At 42.1% G+C, this 19,887-nt stretch carries 18 protein-coding genes and 1 riboswitch; of the genes, 16 read left to right on the forward strand and 2 right to left on the reverse strand.

Features of this window, described 5'->3' with window-relative positions; genetic code table 11:
* Positions 1-307: 307 nt before the first annotated feature.
* The 7 genes from FJ709_RS00355 to FJ709_RS00385 all read left to right on the forward strand — a co-directional run bounded on the left by FJ709_RS00355 (position 308) and on the right by FJ709_RS00385 (position 9,314).
* Entirely contained in the window at positions 308-1,174 is an 867-nt protein-coding gene (locus tag FJ709_RS00355; RefSeq protein WP_404829987.1) for a substrate-binding periplasmic protein, read from the forward strand.
* A gap of 518 nt (positions 1,175-1,692) precedes the next feature.
* Complete coding sequence (locus FJ709_RS00360) at positions 1,693-3,213, forward strand: PKD domain-containing protein (RefSeq protein WP_226412388.1); 1,521 nt, start codon at positions 1,693-1,695, stop codon at positions 3,211-3,213.
* Positions 3,214-3,566: 353 nt separating this feature from the next.
* On the forward strand, positions 3,567-4,904 hold the full coding sequence (locus tag FJ709_RS00365; protein ID WP_226412390.1) for a coproporphyrinogen III oxidase family protein: 1,338 nt from the start codon (positions 3,567-3,569) through the stop codon (positions 4,902-4,904).
* A gap of 129 nt (positions 4,905-5,033) precedes the next feature.
* Positions 5,034-7,025 carry a hypothetical protein gene (locus FJ709_RS00370; RefSeq protein WP_226412392.1) on the forward strand — a complete coding sequence of 664 codons (1,992 nt, stop codon included), beginning with the start codon at positions 5,034-5,036 and terminating at the stop codon, positions 7,023-7,025.
* Between the two features lie 107 nt (positions 7,026-7,132).
* On the forward strand, positions 7,133-7,978 hold the full coding sequence (locus tag FJ709_RS00375) for a PfkB family carbohydrate kinase (RefSeq protein WP_226412393.1): 846 nt from the start codon (positions 7,133-7,135) through the stop codon (positions 7,976-7,978).
* Positions 7,979-8,219: 241 nt separating this feature from the next.
* Positions 8,220-8,912: an MOSC domain-containing protein gene (locus tag FJ709_RS00380; RefSeq protein ID WP_226412395.1), complete on the forward strand. Its 693-nt coding sequence runs from the start codon at positions 8,220-8,222 to the stop codon at positions 8,910-8,912.
* Positions 8,913-8,930: 18 nt separating this feature from the next.
* A complete protein-coding gene (locus tag FJ709_RS00385) occupies positions 8,931-9,314 on the forward strand; it encodes a DUF4870 domain-containing protein (RefSeq protein WP_226412397.1) in 384 nt (127 codons plus the stop codon).
* 74 nt (positions 9,315-9,388) lie between these two features.
* Here the strand turns inward: FJ709_RS00385 and FJ709_RS00390 are convergent, their stop codons facing one another.
* Complete coding sequence (locus tag FJ709_RS00390; protein WP_226412399.1) at positions 9,389-11,305, reverse strand: methyl-accepting chemotaxis protein; 1,917 nt, start codon at positions 11,303-11,305, stop codon at positions 9,389-9,391.
* 136 nt (positions 11,306-11,441) lie between these two features.
* The gene (locus tag FJ709_RS00395; RefSeq protein ID WP_226412401.1) at positions 11,442-13,091 is read right to left on the reverse strand and encodes an electron transfer flavoprotein-ubiquinone oxidoreductase; all 1,650 of its coding nucleotides are present in this window, start codon (positions 13,089-13,091) and stop codon (positions 11,442-11,444) included.
* Positions 13,092-13,330: 239 nt separating this feature from the next.
* Positions 13,331-13,464, forward strand: a riboswitch (molybdenum cofactor riboswitch).
* Here FJ709_RS00395 and moaA point away from each other — a divergent pair.
* The 9 genes from moaA to FJ709_RS00440 all read left to right on the forward strand — a co-directional run bounded on the left by moaA (position 13,452) and on the right by FJ709_RS00440 (position 19,874).
* A complete protein-coding gene (moaA, locus tag FJ709_RS00400) occupies positions 13,452-14,432 on the forward strand; it encodes a GTP 3',8-cyclase MoaA (RefSeq protein ID WP_226412403.1) in 981 nt (326 codons plus the stop codon). It overlaps the preceding riboswitch by 13 nt.
* A 53-nt stretch (positions 14,433-14,485) precedes the next feature.
* Positions 14,486-14,962: a cyclic pyranopterin monophosphate synthase MoaC gene (moaC, locus tag FJ709_RS00405; RefSeq protein WP_226412405.1), complete on the forward strand. Its 477-nt coding sequence runs from the start codon at positions 14,486-14,488 to the stop codon at positions 14,960-14,962.
* A gap of 130 nt (positions 14,963-15,092) precedes the next feature.
* Positions 15,093-15,341 carry a molybdopterin synthase sulfur carrier subunit gene (gene moaD / locus FJ709_RS00410; RefSeq protein ID WP_226412407.1) on the forward strand — a complete coding sequence of 83 codons (249 nt, stop codon included), beginning with the start codon at positions 15,093-15,095 and terminating at the stop codon, positions 15,339-15,341.
* Position 15,342: 1 nt separating this feature from the next.
* Entirely contained in the window at positions 15,343-15,807 is a 465-nt protein-coding gene (moaE, locus tag FJ709_RS00415) for a molybdopterin synthase catalytic subunit MoaE (RefSeq protein WP_226412409.1), read from the forward strand.
* On the forward strand, positions 15,792-16,721 hold the full coding sequence (gene modA / locus FJ709_RS00420) for a molybdate ABC transporter substrate-binding protein (RefSeq protein WP_226412411.1): 930 nt from the start codon (positions 15,792-15,794) through the stop codon (positions 16,719-16,721). The genes moaE and modA overlap by 16 nt, the downstream gene beginning before the upstream one ends.
* Position 16,722: 1 nt before the next feature.
* Entirely contained in the window at positions 16,723-17,403 is a 681-nt protein-coding gene (gene modB, locus FJ709_RS00425; RefSeq protein ID WP_226412413.1) for a molybdate ABC transporter permease subunit, read from the forward strand.
* Positions 17,384-18,490 carry an ABC transporter ATP-binding protein gene (locus tag FJ709_RS00430; protein WP_226412416.1) on the forward strand — a complete coding sequence of 369 codons (1,107 nt, stop codon included), beginning with the start codon at positions 17,384-17,386 and terminating at the stop codon, positions 18,488-18,490. Before modB ends, FJ709_RS00430 begins: the two co-directional genes overlap by 20 nt.
* A gap of 170 nt (positions 18,491-18,660) precedes the next feature.
* Complete coding sequence (locus FJ709_RS00435; RefSeq protein ID WP_226412418.1) at positions 18,661-19,182, forward strand: hypothetical protein; 522 nt, start codon at positions 18,661-18,663, stop codon at positions 19,180-19,182.
* A 14-nt stretch (positions 19,183-19,196) separates the two neighbouring features.
* Positions 19,197-19,874 (forward strand): response regulator transcription factor, encoded by a 678-nt coding sequence (locus FJ709_RS00440; RefSeq protein ID WP_226415785.1) that lies wholly within the window; start codon positions 19,197-19,199, stop codon positions 19,872-19,874.
* Positions 19,875-19,887 lie beyond the last annotated feature (13 nt).

Below are 19,887 nucleotides of genomic sequence, written 5' to 3' on the forward strand. Positions count from 1 at the left end.
CAGAAGTGCTTACACATAAGGTTGCTCCTTCACATGGTCAGTGATGTTCCCGACATCACACTGACATTTCCCATATCCCTATGGGTCAGATATGAAAGAGCGACCCATTTCAAACTTAATACTCAAGCATTCAGGCGCTTAGCCAATACCGCAGTTCTCTGAGCCTAACGTTAACAAAATTAAAGTATGCTAATTTAATAAGACCTCTTATAGTTAGGTGTAATCATGATTGGATAAGTTAGGTAACGGCAGAAAAAATCGCTGAAGCAGGGCTAGTGTCCACCATCATTTAGAGGTTAATAATAAAATGAATAATGAGAGCAATCGGCTCTTCCCACAACCGCACATGTTAACATTAGCTTATATAAAGGCTAAGTGTTTAAGTACTATTGGCTTGATTTTGCTTTATTTATTTACTGGCAGCATACAAGCCAAAGATCTTGAAATCGGTGTCAGCTTTTCAATTCCCCCTTATGTCATTCAAGAAACTAACAGCGGTCTAGAACTCGAATTGCTCAAAAGTGCCCTTGCCGTTAAAGGCCATAGCGTCAACATTCAATACCTGCCCCTAGCGCGTACCTTTCATGCACTTAAAGAAGGCAAACTCGATGGCATCATTAATACTAAACAAAACATGCTCGAAGGCGTGTTTTATTCAGATGTTGTCATTCGTTTTCAAAATTGTGCCATTAGTCTTAAAGAGAAGCATTTCAACTTAGAGAAAGTCACCGATTTACAAGACAAGAGCATTGTCGCTTTTCAGCGAGCCTCTATGCTTTTAGGTAAAGACTTTACTAACATGGCCGCACTTAACAGCCAATATAGCGAACAGGCGAAGCAAATACTTCAAGTGAAAATGCTGATGAAACAGAGAATAGATGTGGCCGTGATGGATAAGAATATCTTTATTTATTACCTAAGGCAGTCCTATCTCACAGGCAAGCTCACTAAAGAAGAAGTACAACAAGAGGTGATTTGCCATAAAGTATTTGCCCCTACGTCCTACCGATTTGCATTTTTACACGCCGATATTCGCGATGACTTTAATTTTGGCCTAGCGCAAATAAAACAAGACGGCACTCGACTCGCCATTGAGAACAAATTCCAGCAAATGCTATCGCTCACCTTAGATGACAATGTCACCATACGCTTAGCTGCTTCACCGGCCCACTAGCTGTAAAAAGCTGAGTCTAATGGTTATTCAATAATTAGTGGACTGAGTAAACTTTATCGGTAAGTTGATCGGCACGTGTTATTGAATGGCTTTTTCCCTACATGGCGTGCTTGATGATTGTGCTCGAGATTTGCCAATTCTGTTGTTACTTTTTTGTTGGCTAAGTCACAGCAGATCATAACTGCAATCTAAGGTGTTGCCTGCCTTAGGCTCATCTGCACCTGAGTTGTTGCTTCTTCGATTGAGCAGCATTGATGATTGTTGCAAAGAGCAATACAAAACAAGGTAAAAGCAGATCGGTTACCTGATTTTTTATAAAGTTTATCCCGCCCCCGCTAAATTTTCTTGTCAGTACTGATAGCAAACAAGTCACTAGTCCTGCGCGAGAGTTGAATTAATATCCTAACTTTAATAGGTTAACTTATTTAATAAAATGTAACATTTTACGTTTTGTTATAGGAAGGGAATGACATAGGATGGATGTGAGGATGAAAATTAAACAATAACAAGGATGTGTAATGAAAATGAAATCTTATCTAGTATTCCCTTTTATGGCATTTAGCATGGTTGCTTGTGGTGGCGGCTCTGGTGATAGTAGTTCAACAACGCCTATAGAAAACAATAGTGCACCAACAGCTATAGCCTCAATAGATAGTACCTTAATGAGCATTGGCGACACGGTATTAATTCGAGGAGATCAAAGTAGCGACCCAGATAGTGATAATTTAAGTTACCAGTGGCAGGTTATTGATCCACAAGGTGTTGTCTTGGCTTTAAATGATGCTAAGAGTAAGCAACTGAGCTTTAATCTGACGATGGCTGGAGAATACCAAATCAGCTTGACTGTAAGCGATGGGAAAGGCGCAATTGATAAGGCTAGCTTAGTATTACAAGTTGGAGGGGATAAAGCGATTACAGCCATTATTACTTCTGCAAGTACGGTAAAGCAGGGTAATAAAGTGACGCTTTCAGGTGAAAGCAGTCAGCTAAAAACTGACACTCGCTTTAGTTGGAGTTTATTAGAGAAGCCTACTGCTAGCGTAGCGACACTGACCAGTACAGACGCAGTAGAAACATATTTTACCGCCGACAAGTTGGGTGAGTATAAAGTGCAGTTGCGCTTGAAAGATCAAGATAACAATACCGATGTAGTCCAGCGTGTTATCACAGCTACAGGGGTTACCAGTAACACCGCTCCCGTGGCATCTATTACAGCTGCGAGTACTGTACTGAAAGTGAATGAGGAACTGGCGCTTTCTGCTGCTCAAAGTACGGATGCTGATGGCGATAGTTTAAGTTTTAGCTGGCAAATTATTCAAAAGCCGGACAATGCCAACGTCAAACTTGATCAGGCAGCAACGCAGCTAGCGAAGTTTACCGCGAGTACTTTAGGTGAATACCATGTCGAGCTGACGGTCAGTGATGGCAAACTACAAGATAAAAAAACACTGGTATTGCAGGTAACGGCGGTCAATCGAGCCCCAGTTGTGAGCATTAATCTCAATTCTAGCTCACCTAAACAAGGTGAAACCATTAACTTGCAAGGTGTGGGAGTTGACCCTGACAATGATAGCTTAAGTTATCACTGGATCTTAGTCTCTAAACCTAGCGATAGCAGCGCCGAATTTACCAGTACTAATCAGCAGAATACTCAATTATACCTTGATGCCAAAGGGGATTATCTTGTGTCTTTGACTGCTACTGATAATAAACTAACCTCAGAGCCAGCAACCCAAATGATCCGCGCTGCTGTTAACCATCCGCCGGTCATTACTGAGGTTATATATAATACTCACGTTGTTGCAGGCTATCCTACTCAGCTAGAAGTGCTGGCGACGGATCCCGAAGGACAACCTCTAACTTTTGAATGGCGCTTGGTGGAAAAAGATCCTGGTACAGAAGGCACATTTAGCGCGCCAACTCAATCAGTGACCGATTTTACGCCGGATTTACCTGGTTGGTATACCCTAGAAGTCAGCGTCAGTGATGGTATTCAAACATCTCTACTTCCGAGTACATTTCTGATCATTGCACAGTAGTATTACTCGTATAAATGTTGGTTTTATCATTTACACAATGCTGGTTTATATAACCAGCATTGTGGATGCTTCACATCATCTAATATCGGCACATAAGCCTGCCGTAAGCTATTAATTGCTGACAAACACACTTTGGGTGTTCAATACATTAATCAAATCTAAAACATGACCTGCTTAACAAATCGTCCCTGAAAATCCTGCTAGTTTACTTTTTAGTTTACATAGCATCGTCTACCTCACATTTTATCTATATCTAAAGTGGTATTTTTAGATTCCGCTTGCAGGATGTGTCTTTTATCGCTTTGTAATCATTGATTTTGCTCGCAAAAAATAGCACTCATTTAGGATTATTTATGTCTCCAATTATTCAACCAGCATCTAATGGGTTGATTCAGCCTTATCAGTCGAATATTACCATTCCGAACTGGATGGTGAGCTCGATGGAAAAGGTGATGCAGTTTTATGTCGATAAAAATTTGCGCCTAGATACCATTTCAACCGACCGTATGCCTAAACCTGTGGAAGGGCGCAAGTACATGCTGTACGCCCATATCCCGTTTTGTCATACCCTGTGTTCTTTTTGTACTTTTCATCGTTTTTTATTCCGCGAAGATAAAGCGCGGGAATACTTTGTTGCGCTGCGCAAAGAAATGCAGATGGCCAAAGATTTAGGTTATCAATTTAGCTCTATGTATATTGGCGGCGGTACCACTACGGTATTGGAAGATGAATTAGCCCGTACCATTGAACATGCTAAAACCTTGTTTCCTGATATTAAAGAAGTGTCGTGTGAGTCAGACCCACAGCATTTAGCTAATCCTGAGTTTAGGCAACTGAAAGGCTTAGTGGACCGTATGTCGATAGGGGTGCAAAGCTTTGATGACGGTATTTTAAAAATGACTGACCGTTTAGATAAGTTTGGTTCAGGCCAGCAAACTTTTGACCGTATTATGGCGGCAAAAGAGTTATTTCCGATCATTAATGTCGATTTGATTTTTGGTTTTCGCGGCCAAACCGATGAGGTTATTCAGTCAGATTTAGAGATGGCCTCTCGATTAGACCCAAGACAAATTACCACATACCCATTAATGATCACCCATCAAACCCGTAAAAGTGTTAAAAGCACGCTGGCAGCGCCACAGGGTGAAATGATTAATCAATACCGTCAGATCCTCAACAAATTAACCGGCCAATATACCCAATTGTCAGCCTGGGCGTTTGGCAAAGCCAATGATGAAGGGTTTGATGAGTATGTAATTGATCATGATGAGTATTTAGGTGTGGGGTCTGGGTCATTTAGTTTTTTAAACGATACTTTATATGTGAATACTTTCTCACTGAAAAAATACCAAGAGCGTATTGCTCAGGGTCGAATGGCTGTAGAGCAGCAAAAGTTTTATAAAAAGAAAGAAGTGATGCAATACCGTTTTTTATTGGGCATGTTTTCAGGCCGGTTATCACGTAAATATTTCCGCGATGAATTTGGGGTTAATTTAGACACTGCATTATTCAAAGAGATGAGTTCAATGAAAGCAATGGGCGCGATTAAGAATGACCCAGTAAACCCAGATAAACTGATTGTGACCGATAACGGCAAAATGATGGGGTTACTGATGATGAAAGAGTTTTATTCGGGTATGGATAATGTCAGAGCGCAACTGCGCAAGCCATTAACCGACTTAGATATGTAGTTTTCTCTAAGATTGACGCATTAGCGTAAATATTTCATTAACACGGCTATGTCACTATTCTTTAACAAATAAAACTCAGTTATGATGCTCGCTTCTGCTACTTAGGTTTTATTTGTTCAAAGGATAGTTATGAGCCAGTTTTCAAAGGGATTTGCATTAGGTGCATTGGTACTTTTATTAGCGGGTTGCGGCGGTGGATCTGATTCTTCGCCTGCAATTACGCCACCACCAGTGACGCCACCAGTCACTCCGCTTCCAACCTTTAAAGTTCAAGATGATCCCGTAAACACATCGACTATGGCCTTGAGTGTGGCAGAAAGCTTTATTCAGGTTGGCACATTTGCTAATACCATTATCAAACAAGCTAGTTTTAACGATTTAGGTATCGACAAAAGTTGTAATAACGGCGGTATTTCCACAAGAACAATCAATGATATTGATGGCAGTAACACAATTTCAGCAGCTGATGTTATTTCTATTGATTACCGTGATTGCTACATCCCCTCTCTAAATAGCACTATTTCAGGCGTAGTTGCCGTTAAAATCGTTAGCCTTAATTCTGACGATGGTAAAACACTCGCAGAAGTTAATTTATCGGATGTTGAGTTTGACGGAGAAACCCTTCTTCAGTTCAAAGGGGTTTTGGGTACCGAAATTCAAAAGCTCGCTGATAGTCAAAAAACCACAGTTAAAAATATAGGTAGTGTATCGCTTATTGTTGATCGCAATGCTGATCTGAAAATGAACTTTGTTAATACGGCGATTACCCGTTCTGAGCAGCTTTCAGACGCGACCTATAGCATTAGCGGGGCGGGGAAAATTGAATTACCCGTGGCGGCAGTGAGTTTTTCTTTTGCATTTAAAGAACCTTTAGTTGGGCACTTTTCTGAGTATCCTCATAAGGGCTTGATGCATGTTTTTACTTCAAATACCGATATTGTTGAGACCAGCAGTAACTTTGTGACCAACTCTGAATCTATGAATGTTAAATCGGGTTCTGACATTTACAGTATTTCTTGGAGCTATGCTGTTGAAGGTTCCTTGTGGTGGTTTTCGGGTGGCGCAAATAACTACGTAAACGCCTACCGTTCAGACAACTTTGATTTTGTTGGCGTGTTAAATAGCGATTTGCTGACCGAGTTTCCTGCCAGTGGTGGAACTGTTCAATTTCTTATGTCTAGACCGGTGAAGTCTGGGGCTTATACCACCACATTCAATACGACTAACTGGCCTTATCAGAACATTGCCGCAACCGTGTCAGTTGCGGGTGCAATTGTTAGTATTACACCTAAGACGCCATTAGCAGCAGGTAGAGAATATGAAATTGATTCATTCGAATTAGTTAGCACTCAAGATGTGACTCGATATGTATACCGAATTTCTGGCATTCATATTAATGATGCAATATTGATGAGCCTGGACAAAGGGACAGGCTTGTATCAGGCGGACGACTTCCCCACTTTAGATGCATCTAAATCGGTGATGAATAAAGGCACAAAACTTAATTTCAAATGGATTGATGTCAATAATGTAGGTCTTGTATTTGCCGATAAATCAGCGAGTAAGACGACATTTTCTGCTCCCGCAGGGCATGCTAATGATATTTCAGTACGCCTTGAAATTGATAATGGTCAGGGCTATGCAATTTCATCAGATTTTACAATAAAGTACTTTACTCCTAGCGATACAGTGCTTCATTTTGTTAGCTCAACGGGTGATTATATTGGTGGCGGACAAACGTTGACTTTAGATACATCAGAAGCATTATTTAACGTTTCTAGCAATGGCTCGGAAAATGAAGATCACCTTTCGGTCAGTATTCGTACTAATACGTGGTGGACTTTAGATATTGCCGCGCCCAAAGGTGAGAAGTTAGCACTAAAAAAATATGAAAACGCAACACGCTATCCATTCCAATCACCTGTTACCGCGGGGTTAAGTTTTACCGGCGACGGTAGAGGCTGTAACAATAGCCTAGGTAGTTTTGAAATATTAGAATTGGTATATGATGCCAATAATAATGTGGAGAAATTAGCGGTGAATTTCCAACAAAGTTGTGAAAACACCAATCCACTATTAATTGGGTTATTGCGCGTTAATTCTTCCGCTAAGTTGAATTAATTTTTAAAATTGTTTTAGCTCAATCAATTATTACGGCAACTTAGGTTGCCGTTTTTTTTATAACGGGTACTCTTAAACGACCTCAATTATGTGATTGTGCATTCATCATGGCTAATATTTTATTACTGGCAAACATCAACTGTGACCGAATTCTTCGGCTTGATAAACCGCTACAAACCGGTGGCCGTTTTCATTATCAAGATGGTGGGCTCCGGCTCGGTGGCGGCGGGGCTAATACGGGGTTAGGGTTGGTTTGGGCGCAGCATACTGTGTCGTTAGTAAGCCAAGTGGGCACGGATGATATTGGCGATTGGATTGTGGCACAAGCCAGCACCCAGGGGTTAGATTGTAGAATGGTGCAACGTTTTGTCGGTAACACCTGTGAAATGCTATTGGTGATGACACCCGATGGCGAACGTACCATTATCAGGCCGCAGCGACCAACTTTTGAATTAGCTAAGCAGCCTAATTGGGCAAAGTGGGATGCGTTTTACATTAATACGTCTGCAATTGGTGCTGATACATGGGCGTTGGCTGCTATGAAGCAATCTAAAGTGCTGGTGGTGGCGCAGCTAGCCAAAGATCAGCGACCAAGGCCTTGTCACGTATTGATAGCTTCTATTACCGATATGCAAGGACGTTGCGGCCAGGATTTGTGGGCGTTTGCTCAGTCGATCAGTGGCGAGCATTTACAGTCTTTTATTGTTACCGACGGCGAAAAGGGCGCGACGGTTTATACGCAAAGCGGTCAGCAACATGTTCCAGCTGTGCCAACTGATGTCGTCGATACAACGGGAGCGGGTGATAACTATGCTGCTGGTGTTATTCATGGTTTATGTAATGGCCATAGTATTAGCGCAGCAATGGCCGAAGGTGCTAGGTGGGCTGCCTTTGCCGTTGCGACTCCGAGTTCTGTGCCCGGGGATAAGCTAAAAAACTATCTGTTCAGTTAATATCTGCTTAGTTAATGTATGTCATTTGTTTGTCATCAAAGCAGGGTAAAGTTATTCATGTTGAAGAGCTAGTTTACTCTTTAATGTCTTAAGCGTTTTTTTGTTCTGACTCTATCTCATAGAGCCTGAACTCCCCACTTGATATATTCAGCCTTACCCGTTTCATTGGTGAGGCTTTTTTTTTACATTTTATTTAGGTATGTTGATGTTTCAAAGCAGATCTTGTTCAAGGATGTACTGAGTGAAAAATCGCATAGTTAATCAAATATCGGCACTTTATTTAGGTGACGAAGTACAAATGCACAACGGTGTAGCCAGTTGTATTAACCAGAAGTATGCTGTTAATAAACTGACGGTTCAGTTTGACCGAGTTCTCGGTAATGGTGAAGCAGACCCTAAACATCATGGCGGTTTAGATCGAGTCTTACATCATTTTCCCCGTGAACATTATGGCCAATATCGTCGTTGGGACATGATGTCATCGTTTAAAGATGCGCCAGCAATGGGAGAAAATATCAGTACTGTTGGCTTGAATGAATCCCAGGTGAATATCGGCGATATTATTCAAATTGGTGATGTAACTTTGCAAGTCACTCAACCGCGCTCACCTTGTTTTAAGCTTAATCTTCAATTTGGTCATGCCGAGTTTGCCCTTGCAATGCAAAAAAGCAAAATGTGTGGCTGGTTTTATAGGGTGCTATCAGAAGGTGATATTGCCAGTGATGACGCTATATATCTTGTCGATCGTTTATCTGATATTAGTATTGCCAATGCGATGAAAATTTATTTTTTGCCAGAGTTTGATGCCCAACAATATCAACAGCTTTTACAATGCCCTGGATTAGCGCAATCCTGGGTGGACTCGCTAACTCGTCGTATCAGTAATCAATCGATTGAAGATTGGCAGATGCGCTTGTATGGTAAGGCGGAATAATTACTTTAAGGAAATATCATGGAAGATTTACAACCCAGCAACCAATCTAGTCATCAGTCAAGTAATGATAAGCAAGCTCGGGATATGGGCGTATTGGTACATGCGTCAAGTTTTGCCGGTTATGTGATACCAATGGGCAGCATTTTAGGGCCATTAATTGTTTGGTTAATGAAGCGGGATGAGTTCGAATTTGCCAATCAGTGTGGCAAAAACTGCTTAAACTTTAAAATCAGTTTGTTTATTTATGTCTGTATTTCAGTGGTGTTAATGTTTGTCGGCATAGGATTTCTTTTGCTAGCAGCGTTGGCCCTGTTAGATATCATTTGCACCATTATCGCCATTATGAAAGCGACGGAAGGTGTGGCGTATCAATACCCGTTAACGATTAAATTTTTAAAATAAGCTTTGTCACGCAATAAAAAATGCCGCGAGCTCAGAAGAGTTATCACGGCATTTTTATCAGTGCGGTTAACGTTTTACACTTTAAAGCGTGCCACTAAAGTATCTAGGCGGGTGGCAAGTTGATTAAGTGATTGACTCGCCTGTGCAGCAGCTTGTGCTGTTTGTGCTGTACGTTGAGTAATATCGTTAATTTCGGTCACGTTGCGATTAATATCTTCAACCACAGTTGATTGTTCTTCCGTGGCGGCAGCAACTTGAATATTCATATCGCTAATTAAGGCAATTTGCTGGCTAATACCGCTAAGTGAGTTACTCGCATCATCAACGGCTTGCACCCCTTCGCGTGAGCGATTACGTGACTGCTCCATCGCACTAACAGCTCGGCTTGCTTCAGACTGTAACTTATCAATCATGGTTTGTACTTCGTTAGTCGATGCCGCTGTTCGTGACGCAAGGTTTCTAACCTCATCGGCAACAACCGCAAAACCTCGACCCGCTTCACCTGCGCGCGCAGCTTCAATCGCGGCATTTAACGCAAGTAAGTTGGTTTGTTCTGAAATGGCGCGAATAACATCTAAAATACCGCCAATCGACTTGGTATGAGTAGCCAGTGACTCGATCACTTCACCTACTTGACCTACATCTTTAGACAATTGATTAATGGTATTACGGGCACGAGTAACAACTTGTTGCCCTTCAGCTGATTCAGTATCGGCTTCTCTTGCGGTAACCGCTGCTTGCGCTGCGTTACTGGCAATTTCATTAACCGTGGCACCCATTTCATTTATGGCAGTCACTACCATAATGGTGCGGTCTTTCTGAAGTTTGCTGTCTTCTAATGTTTGATGCGCTTGATTTGATACATCAATAGCCGATTTACCCAGCTGCTCGCTGGTTTGAGCTACTTCGATAACAGAATCTTGAATTTTACTGATAAAACTATTAAAGCCGCGAGCTAGCTGGGCTATTTCATCATCGCCATTAACGGGTAGGCGCTGACGTAAATCACCTTCACCTTCACCAATATTGCGAAATAGCTCCGCCACCTGGGTGATCGGACGACTTACTGAACCGGCTACAGCAATAGCGATAGCGATAAATATTGCCGCAATAATAATAGTCGAAATCAAAATTTGATATGACGATTCTTGGATTAATGCAAAAACCTCAGCTTCAGGTACCTGAGCCACTAAATACCAGCCCATAGAAGATATATAGCTACTGGCAATTAACATATCTTGATTATCAACAGCCGCTTTAACAAGGTTAAAATCGTTCTTATTGAGCAGCTTTTGGATGTCGGCATTGGGGTATAACTGATTTAAGGTCTTACCTTTTTGATTCTTATCATTATATAGCTTCACCTGACCTTCAGCATCGACTAAATAAACAAAGCCTGTATCTTCAATTTTGAACGAGGCTAACAAATTAACCATGTCATCAAGTGACTTTGCTAAACCGACTAAGCCGCGGCCATTTGGCTGTTGGTAGTTAATGAACAGTTTGACGTCACCATTATCTTCGGTAAAAACATTGAGCATCCGCTCCTGGCCACTGTTTTTATAGTCAAAAAACCAGCCATCTTGTTGTTGATTCAATACACGTAAAAAGCCGTCTTGGGTGTAGTATGCTGCGGTTTCTCTGTCCGCAAAAGAGGCCTGGGCAAGATCATATTGTTGGGTAATGCTTTTTAGTTGTGCGACGACATCGCCTTCTTCACTTGCAGGGCGGCCTCGCTCTAACCATTTGAGTAACATTTTACTACTGGCAAGTTGTTCAGCTGCATTCATCAATGTGCTGATATCCAACTCAACCTTGTTACGCATTTGCATTAATATGCTGGGCATTTCTGAATTAAGCATACGCTGTTCAACCACATTTTTGGCACTGCGTTGGCTCATTACGCCCACTAGAATGGTTGAAAGCAGAACCGCAAGTGTCACGGTAAGTAATATCTTTTGTTTGATGGTCAATTGGCTAAAAAAATTCATGTCATATGCCTTGTTACAGTTGTCACTCTATATCGGACTGAAGCGGGAAAACTTAAACAAGCTTAGCCCAATAGATAAAAAAAACGCACCAATTATAGTGCGTTTATTAAAATTAAAGGCAATAAGTAAACATCAATCACATATTTGGATAGTTTGGACCACCGCCGCCCTCAGGGGTTACCCAAGTAATGTTTTGGCTTGGGTCTTTAATGTCGCAGGTTTTACAATGAATACAGTTTTGGCCATTGATAACAAATTTTTTGTCCCCCGCTTCCTCAACAACTTCATACACACCTGCGGGGCAATAACGCTGCGCCGGTTCATCAAACTTGGCTAAATTCACCGAAATAGGAATGCTTTGGTCTTTTAAGCGCAAGTGGCAAGGTTGATCTTCTTCATGATAAGTATTAGATAAATAAACTGACGATAATTTATCAAAACTTAACTTGCCATCAGGTTTTGGATAATCGATTTTATTATAATCGCTTGCGAGTCCCATAGTGGCATAATCAGGTGTGGTATCTCTAAATGTTACTGGGAACTTGCCACCAAACCAATTCTGGTCGATAAAGTTAAATGCGCCGCCAATAAGAGTGCCAAACTTATGCAGAGCAGGGCCAAAGTTACGTGATTGATGTAACTCCTCGTGCAGCCAACTTTTTTCAAAGCGAGTTTGGAAACAGTCTAAATCTTTGCCACCGATTAATCCCGCAAGTAAGCCTTCACCTAAGGTTTCAGCCGCTAAAATACCACTTTTAATGGCGGTATGAGTGCCTTTGATTTTGGAAAAGTTTAACGTACCCGCGTTACAACCAATGATAAGGCCGCCTGGGAAGCTCATTTTAGGTAACGAATTTAAGCCGCCTTTGGCAATGGCACGTGCACCATAGGTAAGTCGCTCACCACCTGCTAAATATTGCGAGATAACCGGGTGTGTTTTATAACGCTGAAACTCATCAAATGGACTGAGGTGCGGGTTTTTGTAGTTTAGATCAACAATCAAACCAACCGCCACTTGATTATCTTCCATGTGATACAAGAAACCACCACCTGATGAGCCATTGTTTAGCGGCCAGCCACCTGTGTGAACCACTTTACCTTGCTGATGTTGTTCAGCTGGAACTTTCCAAATCTCTTTAAATCCTAAGCCATAATGTTGTGGTGTTTTACCATTATCTAAATGGAACTTTTCGATCAGTTGTTTACCTAAATGACCACGACAACCTTCAGAAAAAACAGTGTATTTGGCGTGTAACTCCATACCTGGCATAAAGCTATCTTTGGGTTGGCCATTTTCGCCAACGCCCATGTCGCCAATTAAAATACCTTTTACGCTGTTATCTTCGTTAAACAGTAATTCGCTTGCGGCGAAGCCGGGGAAAATTTCGACGCCCATAGCTTCAGCGCGCTCAGCTAACCAGCGAGCTAAATTACCGACACTAATAATATAGTTACCGGAATTATGCATGGTTTTTGGCACTAAACTATTTGGGATAAGACGAGACTGAGTCTCGGAACTAAGTAGGTAAATATCGTCATCAGTGACTTTGGTTTTCATCGGTGAATCAGTATCACGCCAGTCATTAAACAACTCGTCTAACACTTCGGGTTGAAAAACTGCGCCAGATAAAATGTGGGCACCGACTTCTGAGCCCTTTTCAACCACACAAACAGTGATCTCTTTTTCAGCATCTTTTGATATTTGCATTAGACGACATGCGGTTGCTAAACCTGCAGGACCCGCTCCGACGATTACTACGTCGAATTCCATTGATTCGCGTTCCATCTTCTCACCTTTAAATTGCCCGCCGTATAACGGGTTTATTGTTATTATTGTGTATGATTACGACAACTAAACGATCGTTTATCCTGTTGCTTACCTTACCGCAATTTTATCTTGCAGCCCAGTATTTCAATCTATTTGATCATAGTGAGCAGAGTCACAAATCGCTAATGCAATTATCACTATTATCGACAAATACAGCAAAAGGGGTATTTGTGGTTAGTATTTTAGGCCTATAATCAATAACGACGGTTCTCCGAGCTTTTTATCCTACGTCTATCGATATGGATATTTAGCCGTGGTAATAATGCCACCGGGGTGGGCAAAGAAATGCACTCACCTCCCACACTTGGAAAGGTTAACATGTCCCAACTACAAGACAGTTTTGGTCGAAAATTTCACTATTTGCGCATGTCAGTCACTGATGTGTGTAATTTCAAATGCACCTATTGTTTACCAGATGGCTATCGCCCCGATGGTAAACCAAGCTTTTTGACGTTATCAGAGATAGAAAATCTGGTGGCGGCTTTTGGCGAAGTCGGTACGCAAAAAATTCGTATCACTGGCGGTGAGCCTACTCTGCGTAAAGACTTTACCGACATTGTGCGCATCGTTGCTGATAATCCAAACATTCACACTGTTGCCACCACCACCAATGGCTATCGTTTAGAAAAAAATGCTAAGCAATGGTATGACGCAGGTTTAAGACGCATTAATGTGTCGGTAGATAGTTTAGACCCGCGAATGTTTTATCAAATCACTGGTGAAAACAAGTTTGATGAAGTGATGCGCGGTATTGATGCTGCGTTAGAAGCGGGATTTGAGCGAGTTAAAGTCAACGCTGTATTACTGAAAGATTTAAACAGCAAAGATTTACCGCGCTTTTTACACTGGATTAAAAGCACTCCGATTGATTTACGTTTTATTGAGTTAATGGAAACCGGTTTAGGCCATGACTATTTTAAAGCACATCATTTAGCGGGTAGTGATATTAAGGCGCGCTTGATGGCAGAAGGCTGGCTACATGATCGCTCGGCCGTTGACGATGGCCCTGCGCAAAACTTTAGCCGTCCAGATTACCAAGGCCGAATTGGTTTGATCATGCCTTATGCAAAAGATTTTTGTGCAAGCTGTAATCGTCTTCGGGTATCGGCGAAAGGTAAACTGCATTTATGTTTATTCACTGAAAGCGGCCTAGATTTACGTGATCTATTACAACATGCCGATCAACGTTCCGAGTTAATTGAACGTCTTCATGGTCAACTTGCTCAAAAAGAACAAACCCATTATTTGCACCAAGGGATCACCGGTGTTACCCAGCACTTAGCATCTATTGGTGGCTAGTGGAAATGGGTGCTAGTTGAACTTTTCTGTTATCTAATTTAAAGGCTGTATACATGAGCAACCCATTTACCCATATTAATGCTGACGGCAATGCCCACATGGTCGATGTGACCGAGAAAGCAGTGACTGAACGAGAAGCTCGCGCTGAAGCATTTATCGAAATGGCCCCCGCAACCCTTGAAATGATCATGAGCGGCAGCCACCATAAAGGAGACGTGTTTGCTACAGCACGTATTGCCGGTATTCAAGCGGCTAAAAAAACCGCTGACTTAATTCCTTTATGTCACCCATTAATGCTAACCAAAGTGGAAGTTGAGTTAGTCGCTGAACCTGAATTTAATCGAGTGCGCATTAATAGTTTATGTAAGTTGTCCGGTAAAACCGGCGTTGAAATGGAAGCATTAACTGCGGCATCAGTGGCGGCATTAACCATTTACGATATGTGTAAAGCTGTGCAAAAAGATATGGTGATTTCACAGGTTAGATTACTGGAAAAGCGTGGTGGAAAATCTGGCCACTTTAAAGCCTAAATCTTGTTGGTATCACATGATGAGTTAACCCCAGCATTGTTGAAATCCCCATATTGTTATTAAATCCGCTATTGTTATAAAACCCAGTATTACCCAACGTTAATCGATATTGATAAGTGAACATAAGATTATGATCCAAGTATTATTTTTTGCTCAGGTACGTGAATTATTAGGTACCGCCAAATTAGATTTTCCTGCAGAGGGTATCACCACCGCAGAATCTTTGAGACTTGCTTTAGCAGCACAAGATGACAAGTGGGCTAAAGTGATGGCGTCAGATAAATTACTGGTTGCTGTTAATCAAACCATTAGTCATTGGGATACCGTAGTTGCTGACGGTGATGAAGTGGCCTTCTTTCCGCCTGTTACAGGGGGCTAATATGACCCAGCAAGCTAAAGTGCAAGTTCAAACAGCAGACTTTAATGTCGCTGATGAATATAACCTACTTGCCAGTGATAATAGCGACGGCGCCGTAGTGACTTTTGTGGGTAAAGTACGAGATTTTAATGACGGTAATCCGGTTACAGATCTCACGTTAGAGCATTACCCTGGTATGACAGAAGCCGTGCTAATGCAAATTGCTCAGCAAGCAAAAGAGCGTTGGCCGCTTAATTATGTCACCATTATCCACCGTGTTGGCACTCTGTCTTTAGGTGAGCAGATCGTGTTTATCGGTGTGACCAGTGCCCATCGCAAAGCGGCTTTTACAGCGTGCGAATTTTTGATTGATTTTTTAAAGACAAAAGCGCCTTTTTGGAAACTTGAGGCTGGCAGTAATGGCAGCAATTGGGTTGATGCCCGTGACAGTGATGAGCAAGCCGCTAAAATGTGGCAAAAAGACTAGCGGATAAAGTGATCACAATGGACAACACCAAGCAAAAAAATATATTCAGTCGGTGTATTTTGACTTTGTCACCGTCTTGGCTAGGTAAAAAATGGTTGCTGTATTTTGGGCTGCTGCTTACATTCAACAGCTTGACGGTATTGGCTATTAATGCCGTCGATAGCCCCGCGATTGCTGTGGCGGCCAACGTTAAATTTGCGATGGATGATATTGCCAAGCAGTTTAGTCAAGATACGGGGCTTTCGGTGAGATTAAGTTATGGCTCGTCAGGTAATTTTGTATCGCAAATTTTGCATGGTGCTCCATTTGAGTTGCTGCTCAGTGCCGATGAGCTGTATCCAAACAAGTTAGTTGAAGCAGGTGTCACTCAAGATGCTGGCCACATTTATGCTATGGGCCGCTTAGCCTTAGCTGCCCCTAAAAACTCCCCGCTAAAGCTTGATAAACAATTACTTGGATTAGCCTCCTTAATTGAGTCTGGTCAATTACGACGCTTTGCGATTGCTAACCCGGTGCATGCCCCTTATGGCGAAAGCGCTAAGCAAGTGCTAATTAAAAAAGGCTTATGGCAGGCCATTGAACCGCATATCATTCTAGGTGAAAACGCTTCTCAAGCGGCGCAATTTGCCGTTAGTGGTTCAACTCAGGGCGGTATAGTGCCATTGTCATTAGTATTAACCCCTAATTTTGAACGTATAGGTCAATATGCTGCCATTGCTGATGAGCTTTATCAGCCAATTAATCAACGTATGGTATTAATGAAAACCGCCTCTAGCACTGCACAACAATTTTATACCTATATGTTATCAAGTTCAGCGCAGCAAATTTTATTACAATATGGTTTTAAAGTACCTGAGGCATCATCCTCACAAAGTAGTATAATCTCACCATCAAATACGATGGAGCCAGATTAATATGGATTGGCAAGCGCTGTGGCTGTCGGTCAAACTCAGCAGTGTAACTGTGTTATTTCTTATTCCATTGGCATTGTTTGTTGGACGGGCTTTGGCTTATCGCCAGTTTCGTGGCAAGTCATGGGTTGAAGCCTTGATCATGGTGCCCTTAGTGTTACCGCCAACCGTGGTGGGATACTATTTGCTGGTGGGTATGGGTAATCAAAGTGTAATAGGCCAATGGGTTGAACAGCTGTTTGGTCAGCAGTTGGTGTTCCATTTTTCAGGTTTGGTGATTGCTTCTATATTGGTCAATATTCCCTTCGCTGTACAACCCATTCAACGTGCGTTTGAAACGATTCCCACAGACGTTCGAGATGCGGCGGACTGTTGTGGAATGAGCAGGCTCACCTTATTTTTTAAAGTGGAGCTACCTATGGTATGGCCTGGGGTGTTAACCGCTTTAGTGCTGTGTTTTTCCCACGTATTAGGTGAGTTTGGTGTGGTGTTGATGCTGGGTGGCAACATAGCCGGGGAAACAAAAACTATTTCTATTGCCATATATGACAGCGTGCAAGCTTTTGATTTTGATGGTGCAGGTACCATGTCTTTAGTGCTGTTATTATTTGCAATTAGCGCCTTAGCATTAACCACCAGTTTATCAAGGCGATTAGGAGGTCATCTTGGCAGCTCCGGTCGCTGATTTACATTGTGATTTATCGCAACTGCTACCCATTCCCTTAGAAGCCCATTTTTGCTGTAAAGCGGGAGAGGTCTTAGCGGTTGTTGGCCCTTCTGGCGGCGGAAAAACAACGTTATTACGCATGATTGCTGGCTTGAGTAAGCCGGAGTCGGGCAAGATAACTTATGGCGAGCAAGTATGGTTTGATAGCCAACAAAAGGTTTATAAAACGCCACAACAGAGACATATTGGTTATGTTCCCCAGCACTTTGGCTTATTTCCGCACCTTAGTGCGATCCAAAATGTGATGGCGGGATTAGATCATGTTCCTAAATCAAAGCGTAAACAGCGGGCATTAGATTGGTTGGAGCGAGTTAATCTTGAGGGATTACCCGATCGTCTACCTGCGAACCTGTCAGGGGGACAACGTCAACGTGTTGCGTTAGCAAGAGCGTTAGCCCGTGAGCCAGCGGTATTACTATTAGACGAGCCTTTTTCTGCTGTCGATAGAGAAACCCGCGAAAGACTGTATATTGAACTGGCCAGATTAAAATCTCAATTAGCGATTCCAGTGATCATGGTGACCCATGATATTCATGAAGCGCAGTTATTGGCTGACCGAATGATTTTGATTAGCCAGGGGCAAATGCTACAGCAAGGTAAGCCTTTTGAAGTGTTATCTCATCCGCGTAATGAAGCCGTTGCCAGGCAAATGGGATTACGTAATATTTTTGATGCAAAAGTCATCGCCCAAGAGTCGGGGCGAAATATGACCTGGCTGGCTTTTGGCGAGCATCAAATAGCGATTGAAAACGCACCTAAAATGACTATTGGACAACAAGTGCGCTGGGTGATCCCTAATCAGGGTATTCGATTTAATGCCATTACCAGCGGTCGCTTATGTAAAAGTATTAATAAATTAGATGTTGAAATAGAATCTTTACTGGTTATGGGTGAATCTGTTCGGGTTATTGCCCGTATTGCCGGTGTCGAGCAAGTCATTAATGCGGATATCCCGACGCACTTATGCGATAAACTCGCATTAGTTCAAGGTCAGAAAACCACAGTGGCATTGAAGTCTGATCAAATCCAAATTTTACAAACTTAAACTTAGAGCCTGTGGATTGCCATTTTATGCTGTTTGAATAGCCCTAAAGGCCTTGAAAGCTAAAGCATCGCTTGCTTGCATGATCAATTATTAATCTTACATTTCTTGGGTCTTTAGTAGGACTTAGGTAAAGTATCACGGTACGCATTCTTTTATATTCGAGGCTTAAAATGGTTCGGCTGCTCTTTGCACTGTACTTGTTCCCTTTTGTGTCGATGGCCACACCATCAATACAATCATTACTTTCCCAAGAAGGCTTGTTAACGCCAATTTCTGTGATGGAACATTGGGAGCAACAGGACAAGGGAACCTTGTGTGGCTTTGGCCTCAATATTGAAGATGACCAACTCGTGTATCTGCTGTCTGCGATTAACACTGAATCGAAACGGCTTTATCAATTTGAATTTAGTGCCCAAAATGGTGCGCTGCTTGAAGAAGCCAGCGAGCCCTATGAGGGGCGCGACATTGAACTACTTCATGCAGTTAGTTTGATGCGTGAAAAAAATATTTCTTTTTCTTCTTTGGTGAGCTTAGCTACGCTTAATCAAAGCGGCTTTTTATTGCAGGCTGATTTAGACCACGACCTATCAATTAGCTATCTTGAATTACAAATGCTCAGTAACGAAGCCAAAAAAATCATCGCTTTCGATATTGAGAATCTCCGTCCATTACCACTACTTAAATGGGATTAATTGCGACTATGACTATGCGTATTTTGATCGTTGAAGATGATGCCACAACATTGAAATATGTGGCAGAAGGGTTTACCGCGCAACAGTATAGTGTTGATAGTGCAACAGATGGCCAAGAAGGGCTAACACTGGCTAAACATAATCAATATGATTTAATTGTGTTAGACCGAATGTTGCCCAAGCTTGATGGCTTGACCTTGTTGTCTGCGCTGCGTACTAGCGGTAATAAAACACCGGTGTTAATTTTATCTGCCTTAAGCCACGTTGATGAGCGAATTAAAGGCTTGCGAGCGGGGGGGGATGATTACATGACCAAACCCTTTGCATTTGCTGAGCTATTGGTGCGCGCAGAAAAGCTAGCCCAACGAAATGTAGTTGCACCAACGACCACCGATCTCGAGGTCGGCGGCCTTAAAATGGAGTTGTTAACCCGTAACGTTACCTTAGATGGTAAAGAGTTAATGCTGCAACCTAAAGAATTTCAATTGCTTAAGTATTTAATGGAACACCCTAACCAGATAATTAGCCGTACTTTATTGTTTGAAGCAGTTTGGGACTATCATTTTGATCCCCGCACCAATGTGATTGATGTGCATATTGCTAAGCTGCGTCGTAAGTTTGAAGAACTGGGACACGGTGAGTTAATTGAAACAATAAGAGGTGCTGGATATCGTCTTTGCAAAGGGCATTAAGCCTTACCAAAGT

Origin of the sequence: Shewanella glacialimarina (assembly GCF_020511155.1) — a bacterium.
In the GTDB taxonomy this organism is placed as follows: domain Bacteria; phylum Pseudomonadota; class Gammaproteobacteria; order Enterobacterales; family Shewanellaceae; genus Shewanella; species Shewanella glacialimarina.